This window comes from Klebsiella sp. BDA134-6, from assembly GCF_015601345.1.
Taxonomy (GTDB): Bacteria; Pseudomonadota; Gammaproteobacteria; order Enterobacterales; family Enterobacteriaceae; genus Klebsiella; species Klebsiella grimontii.
The window spans coordinates 4,740,764-4,765,199 of the sequence record NZ_CP064784.1; the positions used below are offsets into that span (position 1 = coordinate 4,740,764).

Here is a 24,436-nt window from a genome sequence, read left to right on the forward strand (position 1 = left end):
AGGGAGAGCACGAGACTCTCCCTTTCTGAAGTCAACGTTATCACGAGGTCAAATATGCTGAGGACAGGGTCGGCGATTTTGCATCCTGTGGCCTGCCTTTCGACTAAAGGTAGCTGAAAAAAACGCTGCCCCGAACCTGTTCAGATAACAAATACGCCACCGCTGACATCTCACCTCTGTAAAATTACACCTGAGGTGAGTGGAGTATTTCGGAGTCCCATAAGTCGTTGAGCGCAGTTGCGATGCGCTCGCGCCTGACTGTTTCCCTTTCCATCTGACGCTGTTTGACCAGGGGTTTAAGCTGCGCAATAAACTCATGGGTGGGCGCTGGCAGAGTGCTTTCGTCAACGGGGATTTCTTGCCCGGTATCACGGTTAAAGACTTTTACACCGTAGATTGGCACATGAGCAAAAACGGCCTTATCCTGCAGTGCTTCGCCAATACCTGACATCGTTTGCCCATCAAAGCGCAGCTGGACGGCCTTGCTCCACTTATCGCCAAAATAGATCATTCTGGATAAAAAGTAGCTGCCAAACGGCTCCCTGACGCCGCTTTCTGAGTGCATAAACCAGGCCCGGGAATCATGGATATAGTTATCATACAGATTGATCAGCCCGCTGATTTTATCGTTCTTCTCTCTTTTCAACAGGCACGGCTCAATATGCTGACGGAATCTGTATTCACCTGCCTTCTTAAACCGAAGATATTCATACGCTTCATTCTGATGGGTATATATATAGGCCGTTGTGGCAAGCATCGGATCCAGCATCTGTAAAAGCGTCGCCGTCGTGCTCACCTTCCGGGAAAAGCCGATTTCTGCGTTTGTCGCAATACTGCAGGTGGCCGAATCGATCGCCCCCTGCGTTTTTTGATTCGTAGCAGGTTTAAACAATGCGTCAGGACGAACTGTGCGCGTGTAGTCCGCCGCAAACTCGATGGCGGCTTCCCAGAGCTGGCCGCGGGCATTATTGGCATCGTACAACGGCTCCCCAATGAGGTCTGCCCCCGGAAACCAGTTTTCATCTCCCTTGTGTCTGGATTCCTCATTTTTACGCGCCTGCGCTATAGCTTCCGCTTTACATTGCAGGAGTGACCACTCGCGGGCAAGTGCGCGCTGCGCCTGCTGGCTGAACCCTGCCTCATACGGCTGGGCGGTAATCTCCGGGTGCTGGGATGCGTTCTGAAAGAAAGGCTGCGACGTGAGATTCATCGGCGATGTCCTGGACGAAGCAAAACGTGCGATACGCCAGCCGGTCATCCAGATCATTTCCGCTTCCAGCATCTCTTCCAGACAGACTGACTCAAAACGAAACGGCGCGTAGATAGCATCGTCAGACAGCGGATCCTCCTGCTGATTGTCAAGGGAGAGGGTCGACCGCCAGTTGTTAAAGGTGTCTACCAGTGCGGGATAAAAATCAAATTCCCTAACTGAAGCAAAACTCATTTCCCGAAAGATATACATTTGCCTGAAATCCGGGTGCAACAGGGCAAAAACATCAGGATGAAACGACAGCGGCGCCCCGGCATCAATCGCGGCCGCATACATATCATGCAGGGTAATTTGCGATAACAGATCGCCCTCCCCGCCGCGACCTTTGCCCTGGTCGCCGGTAGGATACCCCCCGCCAACGTCGGAGTGCATACCGGGGTAGACCACTTCCTGAGTATTGGGCAAATAGCGGCCTGCGGCGGTACGGATGGAGTCCAGCGAAAACGCCTGACGCTGCTCGTGAGCCGCCACAAGGTGATAACAGCGTTTGATTAACCCCGACTGCGGCAGCGGCTGCGTCTGCCCCGCCCAGCCGTTGTGACCGGTGAAACCCGGCACCACGTTGGCAATGCCCACTGCCGGCACGGTATCAAACAGACCCAAAAATTCCACCGAGACCTTCACGCCCAGCAGCGTTCCCGCCGGGAAGCCGAGCACCCCCTCCGCCAGCGCCTCATCCAGCCAGCTGACAAAAGCGCGGGCTTCTGCCGCGCCGCGGGAAAAGCCGTACACAAACAGCTTTATTGCTACCGTCTTACACTGCGCGCGCACGAATTTTTCCTGCATCGGGCTTAATAGTTTTTCGAGCGTACGCAGCCGCACCCGCTTCTGGTCATGCATCGCTTCCCGCGAGTCTAAATAGGCCTGGTTAACTTTTTCACGGTTGTAAGACATCGCCATACTGCCCGCGAATAAACCCAGTTCCGCGCCCGCAAGAGTGCTGGAGCTGTTCATCGCCTGAACCGCCGTTTTCATTTTGCCGTTGCTGAGGAAATCTTTTGTAACAGTGTGACTCAGGGCATTACATAGCTGCACCAGCCCCCAGTTGATACGGTCCTCTCCTCCGACAGCAAACTGCAATCCCGACGAGTAATAGTCATAGGTGCCAATCCGCGGAAAGGGCGTACCGACGCCGGGTATATAGAAGGCATAAAAACCGCGCTCGTTTCCCTTGCGATCATCAGGCGCACAGGCGTGGTAAAGTTTTGCCACGTTGGACGGATGCGGCGGCGTGCTGGCAGTATCTTTTGGCTCATTATTATTGGTGCCGTCAAAAAACAGGCTGATATGCAGGCTTTTGCAGCACAGGCTGCCTTTATTCTGACGGGATTCCTGGCGAAACAGCGCCTCCTCCCTGCCGGTTTTTATTATATTTGCGTTGACCTGCTGCTGGCTCAAAAGCAACCTTCCGTCTTTCGGAAAGGCGGGGGGAACCCAACACGGATCGCCCGTGGTGGTAAACTGGTTATTCCCAAAACGTTCCCGAAGGGATTCTATTATTGAGGGCATTGGGCAGACTCCGGCAGATCGAAAGGCTCTTTAATCGGGTGGTCAGGATGCGTCACGCCGTGGCAGGTCGCGGTAACTTTAACCTGCTGACAGGGTAAAAAATGAACCTGCAGTCCGCAGGACTCTTCATATTCAGGAATGGTGGCCACCGCTTTATAATGGCGATAATTTGCTTCGTGAGCTTTCGCATAATCGCGAAACTCTTTTGTTCCCAAGCGGGGCATATCCTTCGGAAACGGGTCAGGATCCACCTCCCACTCCACTGCCACCTGCATATCGGGCCGCCATTTTTCCGGCAGCGATATGCAGCAGGTAAATCCCCCGGCGTGTCCCCGGTAGCCGTTGACGGAGAACCAGTTGATATTCGTGTCTGCCACATGGTTATAGCCCTGTAGATCGGCCGCTACGTAGCTGGTCTTCCCGTTGCCGCGTGATTCTTCTTTTTCAATCGGGCCACAGCCCAAAAGTAAAAAACATAACAGCGGAGCTGCTTTAAATACTCCTTGCATATTACGAACTCCCTTTCATGTCACACTAAACGCGCAGTATCTACTGCGGGTATAAAACGCACAAGTTACCATAACTTAATTATGGTTTTCTGGCGGGCACCGGGCAGGCTCCTGCTGATGGCCGGGGTCTTTAATCGGGTAGACAGGATGCGTCACGCCGTGGCAGGTGGCGGTAACCTTAATTTGATGACAGGGTAAGATGTCCTTCGCCGTCTCCACTGCCAGAAGTCATTCAGCTTGCTGGCCAACCTGCGGGGAAAAGGGGTTTTCCTGTACCGTTGACTGGGCACCGTCCTGTTGCCTGGACGGCGCAAGCACCGCCTGAACACACCGCTACAATCCGCGTAACCGATCCGTTGGATTTACGTTAGAGCGCTTCGAAAATATCTTCAGAATACCCGGAAGGCACATCCCTATCAGAATCAATCCTCCCCCGAAAATAACATTGGCGGAAAACGTTTCATGCAATAACCAGAGTGCGAATAGTGCGGAAAACACCGGCTCCAGATTGTAAATCAGAACGGCTCGCGTTGGCGTTGAATACCGCTGGAAATGCGCCTGAACCCAAAAAGCAATGACAGTAGAAAAGACTGCCGTTATCCCTAACGCGATGACAAGCTTGCTACTCCAGTTACGAGGGAGAATCTCACCTCCGCTGATGTGCTGTAGTCCCAGAAAGATTACGGCCATCGTAGAGATCTGTAAAAACGTTAGTGTCATATTATTATGACGCGCGCAGAAACGATCGAGCGCAATAATATGTATGGCGGTGAACAACGATCCAATAACGACCAACCCATCTCCCAGATGGAGCTGCCATCCCTGGATATCGGCCATCAGATATAAACCCGCAAGACCAAACAATGTCGCTAATATCGCGTCAAAAGAGGGGCGTTTCCCCATCAATGGTCCCGTGAGCAATAACACCCAAATGACGCTGAGCCCCGCAAGAAAACCGGTATTTGAGGCCGTTGTTAACTGAAGACCATAAATAAGGAACACAAATGAAGTTCCCAATAGCAGACCCAGTAGTAGACCAGACAGAAATGTTTATCGCGATAATGTTCCCAATCCTCTCAAGCTGAACGGCAGCAAAAAGAAGGCCGAAAGCAGAAAGCGTAGCCCTAACACCATCATTACCGGATAGGTATTGACCACCATTTTCATAACCGGAAAACCAATCCCCCAACCCGCCGCGACAACGGCCAGCAATAGCTCGGCAACCCAGCGTTTTGGCACTCTGGGCTTCATTTAATCCCCCCCAGGCGCTGTGCTGTACCGGCAAGCAACTCCACTGCTGTTTTAAGTTCTTCACGCTCCGTCATATGGCTAAAGCTCATGCGAATTGCCCCTTGAATCAAGGCATCATCCAGCCCCATAGCGCTTAAAACATGGCTGGGTTTTTGTTCCGTTGAATGACAGGCTGAGGCACTACTGAGCGCAACTTTCATTTTGAGTTTTTTCAGAAGCATACTGGACTTAATGCAAGGCAAAGAGAAGTTCACGGTATTAGGCAGGCTTTGCGTCCTACAGCCATTTATCACAACGTCCGGCATTATTGATTCGAGGAGATCGATAAAATAACTCTTCATCTCTTTTTGAAACGCAATGCGCTGCGGATATGAGGAGATAAACAGCTCAGCAGCCTTTGCCATTCCAGCAATAGCAGGAAGATTCACTGTGCCGCTACGGATGCCTGACTCCTGACCTCCTCCATGAATGAGTGGCGAGTGCCGAAGGATGTCAGGCCGTGAGCTGTAGAGTGCGCCGACGCCTTTGGGGCCATAGAATTTATGAGCTGAAAAACTGACAAAATCAGGGCTGGACTGTGTCACCGAGAAGGGGAGTTTCCCCACGAACTGGGCGGCGTCGCTATGGAATAATATACCGTGCTGGCGCGCTATAATTCCAATTTGATCCAGAGGCTGTAGAACACCAGTTTCATTATTCGCTGCCATGACAGAAATTAGTCGAGTTTCTGGACGGATAGCCTCTTTTAGAGCCTCAATGGAGACGCGTCCCAGACGATCGACAGGCAGAAAAGTAATGTCGACACCGTGTCGCCTGACATACTCACAAACTTTTAGCAGGCATTCGTGCTCGATCGAACTGGTAATGATATGAACCTTGCCGGTGTGTAAGAAGTAATCAGACACCGCTCGAATAACCGTGTTATTTGCTTCAGAAGCACCAGAATTGAAAGTGATAAATTCCGCATTAGCCCCAATCATTTGTGCCACAATGGCCCTGCACTCTTCTAAATAATTTTGCGCTCTGATCCCTTCATAATGACTGACAGAAGATGCATTGGCGAAGTATTCGTCAAAGCAGTGTATAACAGTAGCGCGGACTTCAGGAGCCATGTTGGTTGTTGCGTTATTATCCAGATAAATCATGTTTATATCCACTTCCTGTTAGACAACCATAGGGTCTGCTTTTATAGACGATACGGCACTGTATTCCATTTTAGCGATGTGGCCTTCATCATCGCCAAAAAATATATTAGCGATGGTGAGATTATGATTTTGCGGTTTTTGCATAACAGTTAATGCGGTGCGGCCTTGTACCACCTTATTGTGATCTGAAAAATCAGACCAGTCGATGATCACAAAGTCACGGGATTCTGTAAATCGCTGTTTCAGTTTGAAAAGTATATCTTTATAGTGTTGGAAAATGATAGCTGGACATTTAGCAGTAAAAACGTCACCATTTTTTCTTGCTAAGACAAAAGGAATGACATCAGGGACTGATAACTTTATTTCAGTATGAGATCCATTTTCAGTAATCAATAATCCTTCCGTATTGTCCTTGAGTTTCTTTTTTATACTTTCGATGGACCGATTTTTACTGGTTCGCTCGGAAAAAACCATTAATTTATCGCGTTTGATGAGAGTATTTTTTTGGATAAAAAATTCAATTTCCTCAGGAAGTTCTCCAGCCGCTTGCGGTTCTGATATCTTTTCGAGTTGAGGGAGAGTACAGCTATCTTCAGAACAGGCAATCCCGAGATCGTCTACCAGAATACCGTAAACGAGTTTGATATTTACTGATAAGTTTTTTTCCGAAAGCAACGGCATCAGATAACGTGTTAAGCGCAAACTCGTCTGCGCCAAATTGCCGATTGAAATGACCACCTTCGAGATAGACAACGAGCTTACCGGTACTTGCGGCGTAACAATTTTCGACTATAACTTCCAGGGAAGAATGATAATCACCTTTAGGTACTATTTCCTTTTCTAATGACATGACGCTGCCTTGCGCTTTATTTAAGAAAAAACTCCCCAGCAACAGCCAGTAAAACGGGGAAGTCGAGGCGTTCAGAAAATATTGGGGTATTCGAATGATGAGAGAAAATCCGAAATATATTCTTTCTGCATTCGCCCTGACTCAAAATATAAATACAATTTGTGGCCTGTGTCAAGCCAGGTACAAATGAGAACCTCAATCACAACGGATAATTATGAGATAATATCGTAATGAAACATAAATCACTTATATTTCTAATGGGTATAGTTTAAAAGACCAGGAATAATAATTCATGATCGATGGAGATTTTGTCAAAGCAGATTTGTAGTTGCAGAAAAATCTATGACGCCGGGAGACTGAAAATCGAGGCAAATCCCGGCAGCCCATCTTTCAGCCTTCCACGCAGACAAGGACGAGGCCCGGCGACAAGTCAGCGGTTATATTCTGGTGAATGACCATAGCGCCAGGCTTCATCATGACAACAGTGTGCTGAAGCCGGAAGAATCAGATAGCAGATACCCTTTTCACTGTAAAACCGTCGCCAATATGGCTTACCAGGTCAAAAAAGGGTTCTGCTGTTTTAGCCGGATGTTGTGGAAATCCCACAGGGCTACATTAGCCTTCGTGCAACCCGCACTCTCTTTTCAGGCCAAAGAAGCGCGTTTCTTCCTCCGCCATCCCCGGCTCCCATTTACGGGTGGTGTGGGTATCCCCCACCGACAAATAGCCCTGATCCCACAGCGGGTGATACTTCAGGCCGTGCTTTTGCAGATACTGATAGACGGTACGATTATCCCAGTCGATGATCGGCAGCACCTTAAACACGCCGCGCTGGATCGCCAGCACCGGTAAGTGGGCGCGGCTGCCGGACTGCTCGCGGCGCAGGCCCGCAAACCAGGTTTGCGCATTCAGCTCTTCCAGCGCTCGGTTCATCGGCTCGACCTTGTTGATGTCATTATATTTTTCAATGCCCTCAACGCCCTGCTCCCACAGCTTACCGTAGCGCGCCTCCTGCCATGCAGCGCTCTCCTTCGCCCGATAGATCTTCAGGTTCAGATTGAGTTTGTCCGTTAATTCGTCGATAAACTGGTAGGTTTCAGGGAACAGATAGCCGGTATCGGTCAAAATGACCGGAATATCCGGGCGCACCTGATTGACCAGATGCAGGCTCACTGCCGCCTGAATACCAAAGCTTGAAGAGAGCACGTATTCGCCCGGCAGGTTTTCCAGCGCCCACGCGACGCGTGCTTCCGCGCTGAGCTTTTCCAGCTGGCTATTGGTTTCCGCCAACTGCAAAACACGATCGACCTTCGGTAATGCGTTCAGCGCGTTTAGATCGAGTACGGACATAAGAACCTCGTTTGTCTGTTTCGCCGGGCGGGACTGCGTTTGCCCGGCCTACAAAACCCACAGGCCCGGTAAGCGAAACGCCACCGGGCAGCTGGATGTTTATTCCCAGAAATCACGGGCTGGGTCGAGCACCGGGCGAATGATGCCCGCACGCACCGTAAAATCGCCGAAGCCTTCACCCGCTTCGCGCTCTTTCGCCCAGCGCCCTACCAGTTCGTCGATCGAGTCGAGGATTTCCGACTCGGTAATATTTTCCCGATACATACGCGGAATACGCGTCCCGCTGCGGTTACCGCCCAGGTGCAGGTTGTAGCGGCCCGGCGCCTTACCGACCAGCCCCACTTCCGCCAGCATCGCACGGCCGCAGCCGTTCGGGCAGCCGGTGACGCGGGTAACGATATGCTCGTCGCCAACGCCATGTTTGCTCATCACCGCCTCGACTTTATCGGTAAACGACGGCAGGAAACGCTCGGCCTCCGCCATCGCCAGCGGACAGGTCGGGAACGAAACGCAGGCCATCGAGTTTTCGCGCTGCGGCGTAACGGCGTTCATCAGACCATGATCGCGCGCCAGCTTCTCGATCTTCGCCTTCTGATCTTCCGGTACGCTGGCAACGATCAGGTTCTGGTTCGCCGTAATGCGGAACTCGCCTTTGTGGATCTTCGCAATCTTCAGCAGGCCGGTTTTCAGCGGACGACCCGGATAATCAAGAATACGACCATTTTCAATAAACAGCGTCAGGTGCCAGTTATTGTCGATACCTTTCACCCAGCCGATACGATCGCCGCGGCCGGTGAACTCGTACGGACGGATCGGCTCAAACTTGATGCCCGCCCGACGCTCCACTTCCGCCTTAAAGGTCTCAACGCCCACGCGTTCGAGGGTGTATTTGGTTTTCGCGTTTTTACGATCGGTGCGGTTACCCCAGTCGCGCTGGGTCGTGACCACCGCTTCCGCCACCGCCAGGGTGTGCTCCAGCGGCAGATAGCCAAACTCGCTCGCCGTACGGGCGTAGGTTTTCTTATTGCCGTGTTCAATCGATAAACCGCCGCCGACCAGCAGGTTAAAGCCTACCAGTTTGCCATTTTCAGCAATGGCCACGAAGTTCATATCGTTCGCGTGCAGATCGATATCGTTCTGCGGCGGGATCACCACGGTGGTTTTGAACTTACGCGGCAGATAGGTCTGGCCGAGGATCGGTTCTTCATCGGTGGTGGCGACTTTCTTCTGATCCAGCCAGATTTCGGCATAAGCGCGCGTGCGCGGCAGCAGGTGCTCGGAGATCTTCTTCGCCCACTCGTAGGCTTCAGCATGCAGCTGAGACTCGTACGGGTTAGAAGTACAGAGCACGTTACGGTTCATATCGTTGGCGGTCGCCAGCGCGTCCAGCCCCACCGAATGCAGCATCTGATGCACCGGCTTGACGTTCTTCTTCAGAATGCCGTGGAACTGGAAGGTCTGACGGTTGGTCAGACGGATGCTGCCGTAAATGGTGTTATCGCCGGCGAATTTATCGATCGCCTGCCACTGTTTAGTGGTGATCACCCCGCCCGGCAGGCGGCAGCGAAGCAGCATCGCGTGACGCGGCTCCAGCTTCTGCGCCGCGCGCTCGGCACGGATATCGCGGTCATCCTGCTGATACATACCGTGAAAACGGATCAGCAGAAAGTTATCGCCTTTAAAACCGCCGGTCAGGCCGTCGTTCAAATCTTCCGCGATGGTGCCGCGCAGGTAGTTGCTTTCGAGCTTCATGCGCTCGGCGTCAGTCAGTTTACCTTCGACCACCAGCGGGCCTGGATGTTTTTCGCTCATTAGTAGACATCTCGCTGATAACGGCGCTCAACGCGCAGCTCACTTAAAAATTCGTCCGCCGCTTCGGCGTCCATCGCGCCGTATTCGGCAATCACTTCCAGTAGCGTCTGCTCAACGTCTTTTGCCATACGATTCGCATCGCCGCAGACATAAATATGGGCGCCGTCGTTAATCCAGCGCCACAGTTCGGCCCCCTGCTCGCGCAGCTTGTCCTGAACGTAGACTTTTTGTTGTTGATCGCGGGACCAGGCCAGGTCGATGCGGCTCAGCACACCTTCTTTGACGTAGCTCTGCCACTCCACCTGATAAAGGAAATCTTCGGTAAAATGCGGGTTGCCGAAGAACAGCCAATTCTTACCTTCCGCGCCTTCCGCCGCGCGCTGCTGCATAAAGGCGCGGAACGGCGCGATGCCGGTGCCGGGGCCAATCATGATCACTGGCGTCTGCGGGTTAGCGGGCAGACGGAAGTTATCGTTATGCTCGATAAAGATGCGCACTTCGCCATCTTCTTCGACGCGGTCAGCCAGGAAGCTGGAAGCGCCGCCGGCCCGAGCGCGGCCTTCAATGTCATATCGCACCACGCCAACGGTGACATGGACTTCGCTTTCCACTTCCGCCTGCGAAGAGGCGATAGAGTACAGGCGCGGCGTCAGCGGGCGCAGCAGGTCGACCAGCGCCTGGGCATCCAGCTGCGCCGGGGAGAAGCGCACCATATCGACAATCGGCGTGGTCGCGGCGTAATGCTGGAGCTGCGCCTTATCGCCCACCAGCGGCAGCAGTGATTCGCTGCGGGTTAAGGTGGCATAATTTTCCACGATGTTACCGGTGTTGACCGTCAGCTCGAAGTGCCACTCCAGCGCTTCGGCGAGCGGCAGCGTTTTGCCGTCAACCGTGACCGGCTCCGCGCCCGTCAGCCACAGCAGTTCCACCAGCTCTTTCACCAGAGCCGGATCGTTCTGGTACCAGACGCCCAGCGCATCGCCCGGCTGATAGCGCAGGCCAGAGTCGCCGAGGTCGATTTCAATATGGCGCACATCTTTTTCAGAATCGCGGCCGGTAATTTTTTGATTCACCGCCAGCGTCGCGGTCAGCGGCGCTTCTTTGGTATAGGGGCTGGTGTGGATCTCATTCACCGACCCGCTGGTGAGCAGCTGAGACGGCGCGGCGGCAGGGGCGCGCGCTTTCAGCACCTCAACCACCCGAGTGCGCCATTCGGCGGCGGCGGCCTGATACTCGACATCAGCGTCAACCCGGTCGAGCAGGCGTTCGCCGCCCAGTTCGGCCAGCTTGTTATCAAAATCTTTGCCGGACTGGCAGAAGAATTCATAGGAGGTATCGCCGAGGCCAAACACGGCAAATGCGGTATCGGTCAGCTTCGGCGCTTTCTTCGAAAACAGGAACTTATGCAGCGCAACGGCTTCTTCCGGCGGCTCACCTTCACCCTGCGTTGACGTCACCACGACCAGCAGCTTTTCGGAGGCAATTTGTTTGAATTTATAGTCGCCTGCGTTAACCAGCTTCACGTTCAGCTGCGCGGCCTGCAGATCGTCACGCAGCGCTTCAGCCACGCGGCGGGCGTTGCCGGTTTGCGATGCCGAAATCAGGGTGATGGACGGAACTTCCGCCGCCTGGGCTGGCGCGACAGCCGCCGCGCCGGGCTGCTGATTCAGCGCGCCCCAGAAGTAACCGGAAACCCAGGCCAGCTGGGTGGGCGTGAAGTCGGTCGTGGCCGCCTGAAGGCGCGCCATTTGCTCCGGACTCAGCGGTAGCAAATTTGAAGGTGGGGCCTGTGTCGTCATGCGTCGTTATGTTCCAGTAAGCAAAGCTGTGATTCACGCCCTGTCAGCGCGATAAAACAGAAGAAAATGTATTTACTCTAAATAATTCGAGTTGCAGGCAGCGACACAGCGCCCCCCGGGAGCTTACCTGAGTAAGGGACCGGGCTGGGCGAGGCCCAAGGATGGGCCGAGTATTGCTAACGCACATGCGGCTCGAAGTATGACGAGTTGGTAGGTTAACGGTGCAAATAGTAACAACTAAATAAGGGATGGAAATAACAAATAACCAAATGAACTAACCTGTTTTAGTTATAGTTATTAACAACAAAATCGATTAAATAAGCACATGAAATATAAGAACTTAATTTGCATATGCTGGATGAATGCGTCTATTTTGTGTTCAGGGCCGTTTTAGTTAATGCGAAAAAATGTGCTTTCCGGTACCCTACGGCGGTTTTTTTGCCATATTGAGAATAAAAGATGTCCACCACGCTGTTTAAAGATTTCACCTTCGAAGCCGCTCACCACCTGCCGCACGTGCCGGAAGGCCATAAATGCGGTCGTCTGCACGGCCATTCATTTATGGTGCGCCTGGAGATTACCGGTGAAGTCGATCCCCATACCGGGTGGATCATGGATTTTGCCGAGCTGAAGGCCGCGTTTAAACCCATCTACGATCGCCTCGACCATTACTATCTGAACGATATTCCAGGACTGTCCAATCCGACCAGCGAAGTGCTGGCCAAATGGATCTGGGAGCAGATGAAACCGCGGGTTCCGCTGCTGAGCGCGGTGATGATCAAAGAGACCTGCACCGCAGGCTGCGTCTATCGCGGCGAGTGATTAAAGCGTTTGTGTCGGCGGTCGATATTCCTTAAATAACATCATGTTAGCTTAAGCGCTCTGGATATCTGGGGCGCAAAATGGCTGACGATTTTGATATTATTATCATCGGTGCAGGGATAGCTGGCACCGCTTGTGCTTCACGCTGCGCACGAGCAGGGCTTTTGGTCCTGCAGCTTGAACGTGGCGAACTTCCCGGCAGTAAAAAACTCTCCGGTGGCCCTCTTCATTGTCACGCCCTTGCCGAACTCCTCCCTGATTTTGAGCAATCCGCCCCCCTTGAGCGCCGAATTACCCATGAGAGCCTGGTGCTGTTGGCTGACAGCAGCGCAACAACCTGCTCCAGTCTACAGCCTAACGGTGATTCATGGAGTTTACTGCGTGCGCGGTTCACTCCAGTATGGACTATGCATGGATCTACCGCTCTATTCTGGAGAGCATTGCGCTGACACTGAAAAATAACTACGACAATATGTGCAATGAAATGAATCATTTCGCTAAACATATCATCATCACCGGCGGCGGCTCTAACAGTGACCTTTTTATGCAAATCTTTGCTGACGTGTTCAACCTTCCGGCCCGACGCAATGCCATCAACGGCTGTGCAAGTCTCGGGGCTACAATCAACACGGCTGTTGGGTCAGGCTTGTACCCATCTTACGAAACAGCAATTGAAAAAATGGTCCGGGTAAAAGATGTGTTTATGCCAGTTGAACAAAACGCCAGTCGCTATGAGGCTCTCAATAAAGGCATATTCAGAGAGTTGACGCAGTATACCGACGTCATTTTGAAAAAGTCATATCAAGTGATGCACGGAAATCTGGAGAACGTTGACGCGATTCAAAGTTGGTCGAACGCATAACGCTATGCCTACTTGCGCCGGGTGAAAGCTCACCCGGCAACATTTTTCGTTGGCGTCAACAAACGCGCTACTATTGCCGATATGTCGCTATATCCTGAGTTTTTATGTTAACTCAACGCACCAGATACCCCCCATCCACCGCCAGGATATGACCATTAACGTAATCCGATGCCCGGCTCGCCAGAAAGACTGCCGCCCCCATGAGATCCTCCGCCTCTCCCCAACGACCGGCTGGAATATGCGCCAGAACCCGTCGGTTTTCCTTAGGCATGTTGCGAACGACCGCTGTCATTTCGGTTTCATAATAGCCGGGGGCAATGCCGTTAACCTGAATATTATACGGGCCCAGTTCTTCACAATAGGCTTTCGTTAAACCCACCAGCGCATGTTTGGTTGCGGCATAGGCCGGTGACCAGCTACCGCCTAAATAAGAGAACACCGAGCAAATATTAATAATTTTACCACTACCACGCGGGACCATAACTTTAGCTGCCTCATGGCTCAGTTCGAAAGCTGCCGTCAGGTTAGTCTCAATCATCGGGTCCCAGTCTGCACGCCCAAAGCGCAGTACCTTATTTAAGCGACAAATTCCGGCATTATTCACCAGGATATCGACCGTACCGAAATGCTGGCAACACTCGGTGATAATACGCTGCGGCATGCCGTGATCGGTAATATCCGCTGGCATGAATTCCACCGCTGCCCCCTGTTGCTCAATAAGCGCTCGGGTTTGAGCGTTATCGACACGTCGGCCTGGGATAAACAGATTGGCTCCCGCCGTCGCCAGGGCAAAAGCGAGAGCCTGCCCCAGACCGCTATTGCCGCCGGTAACAATGGCAGTTTTCCCTTTGAGGGAGAAGAATTCCATGGAAAAAGCACTGGATGGAACAAATGGCAGCATGTTTAACTCGATCCTTAAGTCACCATAGGGACAGCACGCTCTGGCGGCTGATTTAAGAGCCGATGATATCATTGCCGCAGGGAGGAGGGATCTTAAGCACAGGGTTGAAACAATGCCATTTGATGAATTCATCTATGAATTTGTTTCTTGCCGGGCAGTGTTCAGTTGCCCGGCAAGAAATCAGGGATCAGGCAATATTCAGATACTTGTGCGTCTGCATCGATAAGCGCCAGTTGCGGGCAATGCAAGTTTCGATGCACAGGCGTGTCGCGTCATCTTTCTGGCTAATCGGCTGAAGCGCGATAATACGCGGCTTTTCATCGGCCAGCGTTGCCAGCAATTCATCCAGCGCTTCGATATCGCGCACGCGTCCAACCGGATGTTTAATTTCATCAGCCCGCTGTAGCGCCTGCGAGAGCACGTCATAACCGCCGCGCATGTTCACCTTTGGCGACACCGTCACCCAGGTATGAGGCGTACAGCGAACTTCATGGGTGCCGCTGGTTTCAATCTGGCAGCTAAATCCGTTTTGCTCCAGTAAAGAGGTTAACGGCGTTAAATCATGAATGCAGGGTTCACCGCCGGTAATCACCACGTGGCGGGCCGTCCAGCCCTGACGCCCGATGATAGCCAGCAGATCTTCGCTGCTCGCCGGGCCCCATTTATCGCTCTCTTTGGTTTTCGCCAGAATGCTGAACAGCGACACTTCCCGATCGGCAAGCTTATCCCAGGTATGTTTGGTATCGCACCAGGCGCAACCAACCGGGCATCCCTGTAAACGAATAAAAATGGCGGGAACGCCGGTGAAGTAACCTTCGCCTTGCAAGGTCTGGAACATCTCGTTAATCGGGTACTGCATAATCATCTCTGCTTAGGGTTGTGAACGCGCATTATCGCAGATTTGCCCGCGCAGATCTTGTCCCGCGCTGCGCTGAGTGATCGATTAAAAATACGCCAGGATGATACTCCCCGGCCGCAGACAGATGATATTATTCAGCGACGTTTTTTTATTAGCTTGATAATCATCAGGCTACTATTAAACGGTATGGATAAAATTTTTGGTGTAACAAAATATGTATAACCCTGAATGCTAAAAATAAAAAAACCAACTTAAAAATAATAAATTTCAACGATGTACAAATGGATACATGAAATAATGAATTTATAGGATTATCTCGGGGTCAAATTCGATCCGCGGCGATATCCTTCCTTAAAATAACCTTAATAAACCGCACGTTATGTTCATTCTCCATTTAATATCCGTTTAATTTTCCGCGCCTAGAATCCAGTCAACCAATACTACTGAGACTGCATTCATGAATACATTATTAATTACTGGCGCGACCGGATTTCTGGGTGGAGCAGTGTTAGAAAGCATTCTTAATAAAATGAATGTGCCTAATCTATTACTGTTAGTTCGTGCTGATAATAGTGTAGCCGCCGTAGAACGGGTTAAGGAAAACCTGCGAAAATTCAATATTAGCGAAGAGAGATTAACGGCCCTGACGCCCGGCAACATTCTGCTGGGGGATCTGGCCAATCCGCAGCCCTTTCTCGACGACCCGCGCTTGAATCAGGTTACTCACGTGCTCAACTGCGCCGCCGTCGCCTCATTTGGTAACAATCCGCTTATCTGGAAAGTCAACGTCGAAGGTACGCTGCAGTTTGCCCGGCGGATGGCTCAGGTCAGCAGCCTTCAGCGCTTTCTGCACGTGGGCACCGCGATGTCCTGCTCGCCAGATCCCGATTCGCTGGTAGCGGAAAGCACGGCGTTTCGTGAACGCGCCGAGCATCTGGTCGAGTACACACACTCTAAATCAACAATTGAACGTCTCATGCGGCAGGAGTGCCCAACGCTACCGCTGGCGATTGCCCGCCCCTCGATTGTTGTTGGCCACACTCATCACGGCTGTCAGCCCTCCAGCAGCATCTTCTGGGTGTTCAGCATGGGGCTGATGCTGCAAAAATTTATGTGTTCAATGGAAGATCGCATCGATGTGATTCCCGTCGATTACTGCGCCGATGCGCTGCTGATGCTGCTTATCAGCCCGCTGGCGCGCGGAGAGGTAGTGCATATTTCAGCGGGAGAGGAAAACAGCGTAAGGTTTGCGGATATCGATAACGCTATGGCCTCCGCCCTAGAGCAGGCGCCGGTCGGCGATAAATACGCCCAGGTCAGCTATGAAACGCTGGTCAAAATGCGCCGTGAGCTGAAGACTATTTTTGGCCCCTGCAACGAACGGCTGATGCTAAAAGCCATGCGCCTTTACGGCGCCTTCGCCACGCTTAACGTACGATTCAGCAACGACAAGCTGCTCAGCATGGGCATGCCGAAACCGCCGCGCTTTACCGATTACATTGACCGTTGCGTACAGACCACGCGCGGGCTTTCTATTCCGCAGCAAATGGCGGTAGATTTTAAGTAGTCACCGGTTTCGGGCCAAAAAAAAGCCAGCCCGAAGGCTGGCTTTTTCATATCAGAGAAAGACAGGCTTATGCCTGACCTTTGATCTCTTTACGACCGTTGTACGGTGCTTTTTCGCCCAGCGCTTCTTCGATACGAATCAGCTGGTTGTATTTAGCAACGCGGTCAGAACGGCTCATAGAACCGGTTTTGATCTGGCCTGCAGCGGTACCAACAGCCAGGTCAGCGATGGTAGCGTCTTCAGTTTCGCCTGAACGGTGAGAGATAACAGCAGTGTAGCCAGCGTCTTTCGCCATTTTGATCGCAGCCAGAGTTTCGGTCAGAGAACCGATCTGGTTGAATTTGATCAGGATGGAGTTAACGATGCCTTTCTCGATACCTTCTTTCAGGATCTTGGTGTTGGTTACGAACAGATCGTCACCAACCAGCTGGATTTTGTCGCCCAGTACTTTAGTCTGGTATGCGAAACCGTCCCAGTCAGATTCGTCCAGGCCATCTTCGATGGAGACGATCGGGTACTGTTTGGTCAGCTCTTCCAGGAAGTGGGTGAATTCTTCAGAGGTGAACGCTTTGTTGCCTTCGCCGGCCAGAACGTATTTACCGTCTTTGTAGAATTCAGAAGCCGCGCAGTCCATCGCCAGAGTGATGTCTTTGCCCAGCTCGTAGCCAGCAGCTTTAACCGCTTCAGCGATAACAGCCAGCGCTTCAGCGTTGGAACCCAGGTTCGGCGCGTAGCCGCCTTCGTCGCCAACAGCGGTGTTCATACCTTTAGCTTTCAGAACTTTAGCCAGGTTGTGGAACACTTCAGAACCCATACGTACGGCTTCTTTCAGGGATTTAGCGCCAACCGGCTGAATCATAAATTCCTGGATGTCGACGTTGTTGTCAGCGTGCTCGCCGCCGTTGATGATGTTCATCATCGGAACCGGCATGGAGTATTTGCCCGGGGTGCCGTTCAGCTCAGCGATGTGCTCATAGAGCGGCTGACCTTTAGAAGCAGCGGCAGCTTTGGCGTTAGCCAGAGATACGGCCAGGATAGCGTTCGCACCGAAGTTAGATTTGTTTTCAGTACCGTCCAGGTCGATCATGATTTTGTCGATGCCAGCCTGATCTTTGGCGTCTTTGCCAAGGATTGCCTGAGCGATCGGGCCGTTAACAGCGCCAACGGCTTTCAGTACGCCTTTACCCATGAAACGGGATTTGTCGCCATCGCGCAGTTCCAGCGCTTCGCGGGAGCCAGTAGAAGCACCTGACGGAGCAGCTGCCATACCGACGAAACCACCTTCCAGGTGTACTTCGGCTTCAACAGTCGGGTTACCACGGGAGTCGATGATTTCACGACCGATGACTTTAACGATTTTGGACATTAGGTTTTCCTCAGTACAAGTTAAACTAAAACTCCAGACAAACAATGCACCCGGATGGGTGCATTGCCGTTCTAACTCTTTTACTTCGCCTGACGCTTCTGGTACTCGCTAGCGGCTTTCACAAAGCCTGCAAACAGCGGATGGCCATCGCGCGGCGTCGAAGTAAACTCCGGATGGAACTGACAGGCGACAAACCACGGATGGTTAGGCACCTCGATGATCTCGACCAACTGATCATCCCCGGAACGGCCCGCAATACGCAGGCCCGCATTTTCAATCGGCTTCAACAGCATATTGTTGACTTCGTAGCGGTGACGATGGCGTTCGGTAATGGTTGGCTCACCGTACAGCTGGCGCACCAGGCTATCCTCACCCAGCTGGCACTGCTGCGCGCCAAGGCGCATCGTGCCGCCGAGGTCGCTCTTATCAGAGCGCACTTCGACATTACCGTCTTCATCACGCCATTCGGTAATCAGGGCCACAACCGGGTACTTACAGTCTGGCACAAATTCCGTTGAGTTGGCGTTTTCCATCCCCGCTACGTTGCGCGCGAACTCAATCAGCGCAACCTGCATACCCAGGCAAATGCCCAGATAAGGAATGTTGTTTTCACGCGCATAGCGCGCGGTGGCAATCTTACCTTCAACGCCGCGATAGCCGAAGCCACCAGGGATCAGGATAGCGTCTAAATTCTTCAGAATTTCGACACCGCGCGTTTCCACATCCTGCGAATCAATCAGCTTGATGTTGACGGTAACGCGATTTTTCAGACCGCCGTGTTTCAGCGCTTCAATCACCGATTTGTAGGCGTCCGGCAGTTCAATATACTTACCGACCATACCAATGGTGACTTCACCTGCCGGGTTCGCTTCTTCATAGATAACCTGTTCCCATTCGGCCAGGTTTGCTTCCGGACAGTTTAAGCTGAATCGTTTACAAATATAATCGTCCAGCCCCTGCGATTTCAACAGGCCCGGAATTTTATAAATGGAATCGACATCTTTCATCGAAATAACGGCTTTTTCTGGCACATTGCAGAACAATGCAATTTTGGCACGTTCGTTCGCCGGAATGGCGCGATCGGAGCGACAGACCAGGATGTCAGGCTGAATACCGATGGAAAGCAGTTCTTTAACGGAGTGCTGGGTCGGCTTGGTTTTGACTTCACCCGCGGCGGCCATGTACGGCACCAGGGTCAGGTGCATAAACAGCGCGTTTTCACGACCGATATCTACCGCCAGCTGGCGAATCGCTTCAAGGAACGGCAGCGACTCAATATCGCCAACGGTGCCGCCGATTTCTACCAGCACAACATCATGGCCTTCGCCGCCCGCCAGCACGCGCTCTTTGATCGCGTTGGTGATGTGCGGAATAACCTGAACGGTGGCGCCCAGATAGTCGCCACGACGCTCTTTGCGCAGGACGTCAGAGTAAATACGGCCCGTGGTGAAGTTGTTGCGACGGGTCATCTTGGTACGAATGAAACGCTCGTAGTGACCCAGGTCCAGATCGGTTTCAGCGCCGTCTTCAGTAACGAACACTTCCCCGTGTTGGATTGGGCTCATGGTGCCCGGATCGACGTTGATGTACGGATCCAGTTTCATCATGGTCACGTTAAGCCCGCGGGCTTCGAGAATGGCTGCGAGGGAAGCTGCGGCAATGCCTTTACCCAGAGAGGATACGACCCCGCCGGTCACAAAAATATAGTTCGTTGTCATGCTGAACCTGAGAAGTTAGGTTTAAAAGACGATGGAATAACCAGGACGGGAAAGCAGTATACCCGATCATGACTGACGCCACAAACTTTCATTATCCCTCCTTTTCATCAGGCCCACACAAACGCAGGGAGTGAGAAAATAGCCGCTTTTGGCGAAATGTTTTTGACGTAAATCAAGCGCTTGTTATTTAAAAAATCACACAAATAGCGCTTGATCACGAAAACTCTTTAGAGATCAGTTTCCTGGCGTTTTACTTCCTGCCATACCTCCTCCATAGTATCGAGGTCAACGCCGGTCATTTCCAGGCCGCGCGCGGCGACAATCCGCTCTACTTCGCGGAACCGACGCTCAAACTTCAGGTTGGCTTTTTGCAGGGCAACTTCGGCTTTTACCCCTAAATGGCGGGATAAATTGACCGTCGCAAACAGCAGGTCGCCCACTTCCTCCTCCAGTTTAGCTTCATCCACCACCGCCTGCTGCGCTTCGTGCATGACTTCGTCTATTTCTTCGTGCACTTTGTCCAGCACCGGCCCCAGAGAAGTCCAGTCAAAGCCTACCGCCGAGCAGCGTTTCTGGATTTTATGCGCGCGCATCAGCGCCGGCAGACTATGCGGAATATCGTCCAGCGCCGAGTGCTGGGACTTTTCCGCTCGCTCTGCGCTTTTGATCTGCTCCCATCGGGCCAGCACTTCGCTGCTGTTCCCGGCGGACGCATCGCCGAAAATATGCGGATGGCGGCGCTCCAGCTTGTCGCCGATCGCGGCGCAGATATCGTTAAAATCAAAGCGCCCCTCTTCCTGCGCCATCTGAGCGTAGAAGACGACCTGGAACAGCAGGTCGCCTAATTCACCGCGCAGATCGTCAAAATCTTCGCGGGCAATCGCGTCGAGCACTTCATAGGTTTCTTCGAGGGTATACGGGGCGATGGTGGCAAAAGTCTGCTCTTTGTCCCACGGGCAGCCGTTTTCCGGATCGCGCAGACGCTGCATAATGCCGAGCAGGCGGTCGATTTGGCTCATTGTCGTTTCCATTAAAGAATCAGGCCGGGGCGACCCCGGCCGACATAAAGAAAGTGAAGTTAACCGCCGTGAAGGCGACGGGCGTCGATGACATCCGGTACCTGATTCAGTTTACCCAGCACGCGGCCCAGCACCTGCAGGTTGTAGATCTCAATGGTCATATCGATCGTCGCCAGTTGCTGTTTGGTATCGCTGCGGCTGGCCACGCCGAGCACGTTAACTTTCTCATTGGCGAGAATGGTGGTGATATCGCGCAGCAGGCCGCTGCGATCGTTGGCCTGCACGCGCACCACCAGCGAGTAGCCCGCCGAGTAGCTCTCTCCCCACACCGCGTCAACGATACGCTCGGGAGCGTGAGACTGCAGTTCGGCGAGCTGATCGCAATCCGCGCGGTGCACCGAGATCCCTCGGCCTTGGGTGATAAAGCCCACGATCTCGTCGCCGGGAATCGGCTGGCAGCAGCGCGCAATATGGTGCATCAGGTTGCCGACCCCTTCCACCACCACGCGACCATTGTCTTTGCTGCGATTCTGCGGAGCATGGGTTTTCTGCTGCAGCTGCTTTAACGCCGCCGCATCCTGCTCCGCCGCGCTGGGCTTATTAAACTGCGCCTGCAGGAAGTTAACCATCTGGTTGAGGCGAATATCGCCGCCGCCAATCGCTGCCAGCAGTTCGTCCTGCTCGTTGAAGTTGTAGCGCGGCAGCAGATGCTTTTCCGCCTCCTTCAGGCTAATGCCCAAGTGTTCAAGCTCGTCATCGAGGATCTGCCGCCCGGCAAGAATATTCTTGTCGCGATCCTGCTTGCGGAACCAGGCGTGTATTTTGGAACGCCCGCGGCTGGTGGTAACGTAGCCGAGGTTCGGGTTCAGCCAGTCGCGGCTTGGGTTGGGCTGCTTCTGGGTGATAATTTCAATCTGGTCGCCCATCTGCAGCTGATAGGTAAACGGCACAATTCGCCCGCTGATTTTCGCCCCGATGCAGCGGTGGCCGACATCGCTGTGAATATGGTAGGCAAAATCGAGCGGCGTCGAACCGGAAGGTAAGTCCACCACGTCGCCCTTCGGCGTAAAGACGTAAACCCGGTCGTCAAAGACCTGGCTACGCACCTCATCCAGCATCTCGCCGGAATCTGCCATCTCTTCCTGCCAGGCAATCAGTTTACGCAGCCACGCAATACGATCTTCATAGCCGCGCCCGCCGCTGGCCGCTGCGCTGGCACCCTCTTTATACTTCCAGTGCGCGGCCACGCCCAGCTCGGCATCTTCATGCATCTGGCGGGTACGGATCTGAATTTCAATCGTTTTACCGCCGGGACCCAGCACGACAGTATGAATTGACTGATAGCCATTAGGCTTGGGATTGGCGACGTAATCATCAAACTCGTCCGGCAGGTGGCGGTAGTGAGTATGCACTATCCCCAGCGCGGCGTAGCAATCCTGCAGGCGCTCGGCGACGATACGCACCGCCCGCACGTCAAACAGCTCGTCGAAGGCGAGATGTTTTTTCTGCATTTTGCGCCAGATGCTGTAGATATGCTTGGGACGCCCGTAGACCTCGGCTTTGACGCCCTCGGTTTTCATCTCCGTGCGTAAGTGCCCTACGAATTCGTCAATGTAATGCTCACGATCGATGCGCCGCTCGTGCAGCAGTTTAGCAATCCGCTTATATTCCGCCGGGTGCAGATAGCGGAAGCAGTAATCCTCAAGCTCCCACTTGAGCTGGCCGATCCCCAGGCGGTTGGCCAGCGGCGCGTAGATGTTGGTACACTCTTTCGCCGCCAGCACGCGCTCATCTTCCGGCGCATCTTTCACCTCGCGCAGATGGGCAATACGCTCGGCGATCTTAATCACCACGCAGCGGAAATCATCGACCATCGCCAACAGCATGCGGCGGATGTTATCCACCTGTTCAGAGGAGACCGAATCGGTATGGGTGGCTTTAAGCTGGCGTATCGCGGCCATGTCCCGCACGCCGTGGATCAGGGTCACGACGGATTTCCCGACGCTCTCCTGCATAATTTCTTCGCTGACGACGTTGCCATCTGCCAAAGGGAACAGCATCGCCGCCCGCAGCGTATCGATATCCATGCTGAGCATGGAGAGAATTTCCACCATCTCCACGCCGCGCCACAGCAGGAGGTCGGCCTGCGGATGCCCCTGCGTTTTCTCTCGACAATAATCCCAGGTTTCGGCTAAGCGTTCACACGACTGCTGGCTGGAAATTCCCAGACTCGCGATCCATTTCTTCGGGTCAAATTCACCAGCTTTATTTAAATGTGCACTTCTTACCGCAACCATTGTCCTCTCCTTAAGGGACCGCCTGCCGAAGTCGGCAAGCCTCAACTTTTACACTTCATCCTTCAAACCGCGTCAACGTTGGCTTTCGTTTTTTATCTCAGTCACCTGCTTCTGAGGATGCCGCTTCAATGCGATTTGAAGAATTGTTGTGCTCAAACAACACCATTGATTCCAGATGTCCGGTATGCGGGAACATATCCAGCATCGCCAGGCGTTGAATGGTATATCCCGCCTGCAATAAAACGTCGCTATCGCGCGCTAGCGTCGCCGGGTTACATGAAACATACACCACCCGACGCGGCGCTAATTTTATAATATGTAACATCACGCCCGCCGCGCCGGCGCGTGCCGGATCGAGCAGGACTTTATCAAAACCGTGCTTCGCCCACGCCTGGCGGGTCACGTCCTCTTCCAGGTTTTCATGAAAGAAAGTCACATTATGTAACGCGTTCAACGCCGCGTTCTCTCTCGCCTTCACGACCAGCGCGGGAACCCCTTCCACGCCAACCACCTGCGCCGCACGCTTCGCCAGCGGCAGGGTAAAGTTGCCCATGCCGCAAAAGAGGTCCAGAACGCGATCCTGAGGCTGGATATCCAGCCATTCCAGCGCCGTGCGCACCATCAGCTGGTTTACGCCATCGTTCACCTGGATAAAATCGCGCGGACTGAACACTAAGCGTAGACCGTCCGAGGTGTACCAGGGGGCCTCCCCGCGAATATGTTCCAGTATCTCGCTTTGCGGGGCGAGATACAGGGAAAGACCGTGAGATTGCGAAAAACGTTCCAGCTTTACTTTATCCGCCGCCGGAAGGGCCGCGGTATGGCGCAACACCATCAGCGGGCCGTTATCCGCCTGCACCAGCTCCACGTGCCCAAGCTGGCGCACCGATTGCAATTCGTTAAGACATTCACGCACCGCAGGCAGCAGCGCACCAAGATCGGGCACCAAAACGGGGCACTGCACCACATCGACGATTTCGCTGGCGCCCGCCTTGCGGAAGCCCATCTGTAATTGTTGGGACTTTGGCTGATAATTCAAGCTCAGACGCGCCCGGCGACGATAGCCCCACGGCGCAGCGGCTATAATGTCATCAACGTCGCGCTTCATTAGCCTTGCGAGCGCGGCGCGTTTGCTCTGCTGCTGCAGCGCGACGCTGGCATGCTGCTGCTGACACCCGCCGCAGACGCCAAAATGCGGGCAGCGCGGCGTCTGCCGCTGCGGGCTATCGCTAAGACGGCGTTTAACCTGGGCGCGGGCGTACTGTTTTTTATCTTCGACCACCACAACTTCAGCCTGCTCCTGCGGCAATAAGCCGCTCACAAACAGCGCTTTACCCTGGTGACGCGCAACGCCCTGGCCGAAGGGGTCAAGGTCATTTACTGTAACGGTTATGATCTGGCGCGTCGTCACACGCCGTTTTGCAGAGTAGAATTGCGCCATCGTAGAGATTTGTCTCAATTAAATATACTGACTCTGTATACGAGTCCGGTCAGGATCAGCCGGAGTAACCAACGCACCAGCCGCCTGAA

18 protein-coding genes and 2 pseudogenes are annotated in these 24,436 nt (G+C 53.2%); 4 read left to right on the forward strand and 16 right to left on the reverse strand.

Going from position 1 to position 24,436, the window contains the following annotated elements; all coding sequences use genetic code 11:
- Positions 1–184: 184 nt before the first annotated feature.
- From IYV58_RS21880 to cysJ, 9 genes are all read right to left on the reverse strand, one after another.
- A complete protein-coding gene (locus IYV58_RS21880; protein WP_224326041.1) occupies positions 185–2,668 on the reverse strand; it encodes a T6SS phospholipase effector Tle1-like catalytic domain-containing protein in 2,484 nt (827 codons plus the stop codon).
- A gap of 98 nt (positions 2,669–2,766) precedes the next feature.
- Positions 2,767–3,288, reverse strand: coding sequence for a DUF3304 domain-containing protein (locus IYV58_RS21885; RefSeq protein ID WP_112166465.1), 522 nt, complete (start codon positions 3,286–3,288; stop codon positions 2,767–2,769).
- Between the two features lie 333 nt (positions 3,289–3,621).
- Positions 3,622–4,305 (reverse strand): DMT family transporter, encoded by a 684-nt coding sequence (locus tag IYV58_RS21890; RefSeq protein WP_227676865.1) that lies wholly within the window; start codon positions 4,303–4,305, stop codon positions 3,622–3,624.
- Positions 4,306–4,338: 33 nt separating this feature from the next.
- On the reverse strand, positions 4,339–4,539 hold the full coding sequence (locus tag IYV58_RS28390; protein WP_227676868.1) for an EamA family transporter: 201 nt from the start codon (positions 4,537–4,539) through the stop codon (positions 4,339–4,341).
- Positions 4,536–5,684 carry a cysteine desulfurase family protein gene (locus IYV58_RS21895; RefSeq protein ID WP_142445190.1) on the reverse strand — a complete coding sequence of 383 codons (1,149 nt, stop codon included), beginning with the start codon at positions 5,682–5,684 and terminating at the stop codon, positions 4,536–4,538. Before IYV58_RS21895 ends, IYV58_RS28390 begins: the two co-directional genes overlap by 4 nt.
- A gap of 18 nt (positions 5,685–5,702) precedes the next feature.
- The gene (locus tag IYV58_RS28395) at positions 5,703–6,437 is read right to left on the reverse strand and encodes a hypothetical protein (RefSeq protein WP_227676869.1); all 735 of its coding nucleotides are present in this window, start codon (positions 6,435–6,437) and stop codon (positions 5,703–5,705) included.
- A gap of 712 nt (positions 6,438–7,149) precedes the next feature.
- Complete coding sequence (gene cysH, locus IYV58_RS21910; protein ID WP_014226592.1) at positions 7,150–7,884, reverse strand: phosphoadenosine phosphosulfate reductase; 735 nt, start codon at positions 7,882–7,884, stop codon at positions 7,150–7,152.
- A 99-nt stretch (positions 7,885–7,983) separates the two neighbouring features.
- Positions 7,984–9,696 carry an assimilatory sulfite reductase (NADPH) hemoprotein subunit gene (gene cysI / locus IYV58_RS21915; protein ID WP_004124307.1) on the reverse strand — a complete coding sequence of 571 codons (1,713 nt, stop codon included), beginning with the start codon at positions 9,694–9,696 and terminating at the stop codon, positions 7,984–7,986.
- Positions 9,696–11,495 carry an NADPH-dependent assimilatory sulfite reductase flavoprotein subunit gene (gene cysJ / locus IYV58_RS21920; protein ID WP_004124310.1) on the reverse strand — a complete coding sequence of 600 codons (1,800 nt, stop codon included), beginning with the start codon at positions 11,493–11,495 and terminating at the stop codon, positions 9,696–9,698. Before cysJ ends, cysI begins: the two co-directional genes overlap by 1 nt.
- Positions 11,496–11,954: 459 nt before the next feature.
- Here cysJ and queD point away from each other — a divergent pair, with 459 nt between their 5' ends.
- The 3 genes and pseudogenes from queD to IYV58_RS21935 all read left to right on the forward strand — a co-directional run.
- On the forward strand, positions 11,955–12,317 hold the full coding sequence (queD, locus tag IYV58_RS21925; protein ID WP_004853637.1) for a 6-carboxytetrahydropterin synthase QueD: 363 nt from the start codon (positions 11,955–11,957) through the stop codon (positions 12,315–12,317).
- Positions 12,318–12,397: 80 nt separating this feature from the next.
- A pseudogene (locus IYV58_RS21930) lies at positions 12,398–12,715 on the forward strand (FAD-dependent oxidoreductase); the annotation flags it as partial.
- Positions 12,712–13,179, forward strand: a pseudogene (locus IYV58_RS21935) (FGGY-family carbohydrate kinase); the annotation flags it as partial. The pseudogenes IYV58_RS21930 and IYV58_RS21935, both read left to right, overlap by 4 nt.
- Positions 13,180–13,291: 112 nt before the next feature.
- Here IYV58_RS21935 and IYV58_RS21940 read toward each other — a convergent pair.
- Together IYV58_RS21940 and queE are read right to left on the reverse strand one after the other, a co-directional pair.
- Positions 13,292–14,047, reverse strand: coding sequence for an SDR family oxidoreductase (locus tag IYV58_RS21940; RefSeq protein ID WP_032742195.1), 756 nt, complete (start codon positions 14,045–14,047; stop codon positions 13,292–13,294).
- 220 nt (positions 14,048–14,267) lie between these two features.
- Positions 14,268–14,939, reverse strand: coding sequence for a 7-carboxy-7-deazaguanine synthase QueE (gene queE / locus IYV58_RS21945; protein WP_004124321.1), 672 nt, complete (start codon positions 14,937–14,939; stop codon positions 14,268–14,270).
- Positions 14,940–15,396: 457 nt separating this feature from the next.
- Between queE and IYV58_RS21950 the strand changes: the two genes are divergently transcribed.
- Entirely contained in the window at positions 15,397–16,506 is a 1,110-nt protein-coding gene (locus tag IYV58_RS21950) for an SDR family oxidoreductase (RefSeq protein ID WP_139529037.1), read from the forward strand.
- 67 nt (positions 16,507–16,573) lie between these two features.
- Here the strand turns inward: IYV58_RS21950 and eno are convergent, their stop codons facing one another.
- The 5 genes from eno to rlmD all read right to left on the reverse strand — a co-directional run bounded on the left by eno (position 16,574) and on the right by rlmD (position 24,347).
- Positions 16,574–17,872: a phosphopyruvate hydratase gene (gene eno / locus IYV58_RS21955; RefSeq protein WP_004124327.1), complete on the reverse strand. Its 1,299-nt coding sequence runs from the start codon at positions 17,870–17,872 to the stop codon at positions 16,574–16,576.
- Positions 17,873–17,952: 80 nt separating this feature from the next.
- Complete coding sequence (pyrG, locus tag IYV58_RS21960; protein WP_004124328.1) at positions 17,953–19,590, reverse strand: glutamine hydrolyzing CTP synthase; 1,638 nt, start codon at positions 19,588–19,590, stop codon at positions 17,953–17,955.
- A 227-nt stretch (positions 19,591–19,817) separates the two neighbouring features.
- The gene (gene mazG / locus IYV58_RS21965; RefSeq protein ID WP_004124331.1) at positions 19,818–20,609 is read right to left on the reverse strand and encodes a nucleoside triphosphate pyrophosphohydrolase; all 792 of its coding nucleotides are present in this window, start codon (positions 20,607–20,609) and stop codon (positions 19,818–19,820) included.
- A 59-nt stretch (positions 20,610–20,668) separates the two neighbouring features.
- Entirely contained in the window at positions 20,669–22,906 is a 2,238-nt protein-coding gene (gene relA / locus IYV58_RS21970; RefSeq protein ID WP_004124338.1) for a GTP diphosphokinase, read from the reverse strand.
- A gap of 97 nt (positions 22,907–23,003) precedes the next feature.
- A complete protein-coding gene (gene rlmD, locus IYV58_RS21975; protein WP_004124340.1) occupies positions 23,004–24,347 on the reverse strand; it encodes a 23S rRNA (uracil(1939)-C(5))-methyltransferase RlmD in 1,344 nt (447 codons plus the stop codon).
- Between the last annotated feature and the right edge of the window lie 89 nt (positions 24,348–24,436).